The sequence below is a fragment of the Luteimicrobium sp. NPDC057192 genome (assembly GCF_042670205.1).
Lineage (GTDB): Bacteria > Actinomycetota > Actinomycetes > Actinomycetales > Cellulomonadaceae > Luteimicrobium.
Window position 1 is genome coordinate 1 of record NZ_JBHUWD010000072.1, and the last position, 2432, is coordinate 2432.

The window sequence follows — 2432 nt, forward strand, 5'->3', positions numbered from 1 at the left end:
CCGCCCCGGACTCGACTCCGAGGTAGCGCGTCTCGCCCGAGGTAGCACGGAATCCGCGCTACCTCGGGCGAGAAGCGCTACCTCGCGGGGACGTCGGGCGCCGCGCCTCGGACGCAAGCGGCTGCGGGCCGTGGTCGGGAAACCGATTGCTGTTCCTGCAGCCGATCGACCGACGCACTCCCCATCAGGCATTGCGGGAAAAGCGTTCTCTTTCGTCGGAAACCTGAGAAACCGATTGCCCAACGAGGGGTGCGGTGGCTACCGTCGAGGCTCGGGCAACGTCGCCCGCAGTCTCGATGGAGGACGCAGCAGATGCACCGTTCACGGCGAACGTCGCTGGTCGCGACACTCGGAGCCCTCACCCTCGGAGGCACCCTGATCGCGAGCGCTCCCGCGCTCGCCCAGCCGCACCCGACCGACCCCACCTGCACGGCCGCGAGCTCGCGCCTCCTCGGCACGAGCCCCACGACCCCGAGCAACCTCTGCGTGCCCGGCGCGGCCACCGACGCCACGAGCACGCTTCTCGTCTGGAACAAGCCCGAGTCGGCGTCCGTCGTCGACTACGAGGTCTACCAGGACGGCCGGCCGATCGGACGCTCGTCGGCCAACGCCGAGCAGCACACGCCGTCGCAGCAGTACGTCGACCAGTTCTACGCCGACGACGCGGACGGGTGGCACGTCAAGGTCCAGAACCACAGCTTCAAGGTCACCGGGCTGGCGCCGAACCGTGCCTACGCCTTCAGCGTCCGGGCCGTGCTCTCCGACGGCAGCCTGTCCGCGCCGTCGGGCACGATCCGCGTGACCACCGCCAAGAAGGCCCACCGATCGGTCGTGACCGCGCCGCAGTTCGGCGCCGTCGGCGACGGCACGACGGTGAACACGCGGGCGATCCAGAAGGCGATCGACACCTGCAGCGCGCCGAGCTGCACGGTCGTGATCCCGCGCGGCACGTTCCGCACGGGCGCGCTGTTCCTCCACAGCGACATGACGCTCGAGCTCGCGGACGGCGCGCGGCTCCTCGGGTCCGACGACTGGGCCGACTACCCGGTCGAGCAGGGCTACTACCTCTACCCGATCCCGACCCCGGTGCCGACCGAGGCGAGCTACACGGCCTACCTGCGCCCGCCGTCGCTGCTCAACGTCCGCCCGGACGACCTCGGCCGTGACGCCGCGGGCCGCGAGCCGGGCGCCGTGGCTCAGAACGTGCGGGTCGTCGGCCCCGGCGTCATCGACGGGGACGGCTGGAAGCGCACCGCGGCCGGCACGACGACCGACGAGACCGGGACCCAGCTCCCCGACTACGTCGCGTCGAGCGCCGCGAAGGTCGCGAACGACGGCATCCTCGCCGCGAACCAGGTCGAGCACGCCCGCGCGACGATCGACACGATCCCCGGCATCGTGAACCGGCCCGAGACCGTCTCCGACTCGTCGATCTACGGCCAGTACCGGTCGAGCATCGCGACGTTCATCGGCGTCGACGGCCTCTACCTCGACGGGTTCACGGTCGAGAACCCGGCCTTCCACGGCGTCATGGTCCTCGACTCGGCGAACGTGGGTGTCTACGGGACGCGCAACACGACGTTCGACACCAACAACGGTGACGCGATCGAGTTCGGCGGCACCCAGGGCGCCGTCGTCGCGAACAACTTCTTCGACGCGGGCGACGACGTCGTGAACTTCGCCGCCGGGCAGGGGCTCTACGGCGCGCAGGGGAACTCGTCGGGCGACGTGTGGATCTTCGGGAACTACGTGCGGCGCGGCCACGGCGGCGTCGCCATCGGCAGCCACACCGCCGCGTGGGTGCACGACGTCCTCGCCGAGGACAACGTGTTCAACCGGACCGAGACGGGTGCGCTGCGCATGAAGTCCACCTCCGACATGAACGGCGGCGCGCGCGACGTCGTGTTCCGCGACAGCGCGGTCGCGTGCATGAAGACGAGCGCGGTCATCGCCTCGCTCACCTACACCCAGTCGCCGTCGGGCTACGTGAGCGGGGAGTCGGCGACGTTCCGCGACATCCTCGTCCGCGACGTCAGCGTGGACTCGAACAGCTCGTCGACGTGCGGCATGGCGTCGAGCACCTCGAAGCCCGTCATCGACATCCAGGCGGGTCCCGCGAACGACGCGGACACCGTCGGGCAGTTCACGTTCGACGACGTCCGGTTCCGCAACGTGAACCCGACCGGGATCGAGGGCCTCACCGACTCCACGTTCCGGGACGTGTGCTTCGCGAGCGTGCTCGGCGGGGCGAACCCGTGGAACCTCGACGCCTTCTCGACCGGCAACACGTTCACGAACGTCTCCCCGGCCCCGGCCCCGGCCCCGGGCGGGGGTGGCCCGACGGGCACCTGCCGTTGACGGAGCGCGGTCGGCCCCCGCGCTGAGGTAGCGCCTTTCGCCCGAGGTAGCGCGTACTCCGTGCTACCTCGGGC

Annotated in this window: 1 protein-coding gene; it reads left to right on the forward strand. The window is 70.6% G+C overall.

Features of this window, described 5'->3' with window-relative positions; genetic code table 11:
* Nucleotides 1-312: 312 nt before the first annotated feature.
* A complete protein-coding gene (locus tag ACFT5B_RS19430) occupies nucleotides 313-2358 on the forward strand; it encodes a glycosyl hydrolase family 28 protein (RefSeq protein ID WP_386800833.1) in 2046 nt (681 codons plus the stop codon).
* The last annotated feature ends 74 nt before the right edge of the window (nucleotides 2359-2432 follow it).

Excerpts from the sequence above, each read along its gene's own strand:
- ACFT5B_RS19430 (WP_386800833.1), top strand. The coding sequence starts at position 313 with ATGCACCGTTCACGGCGAACGTCGCTGGTCGCGACACTCGGAGCCCTC.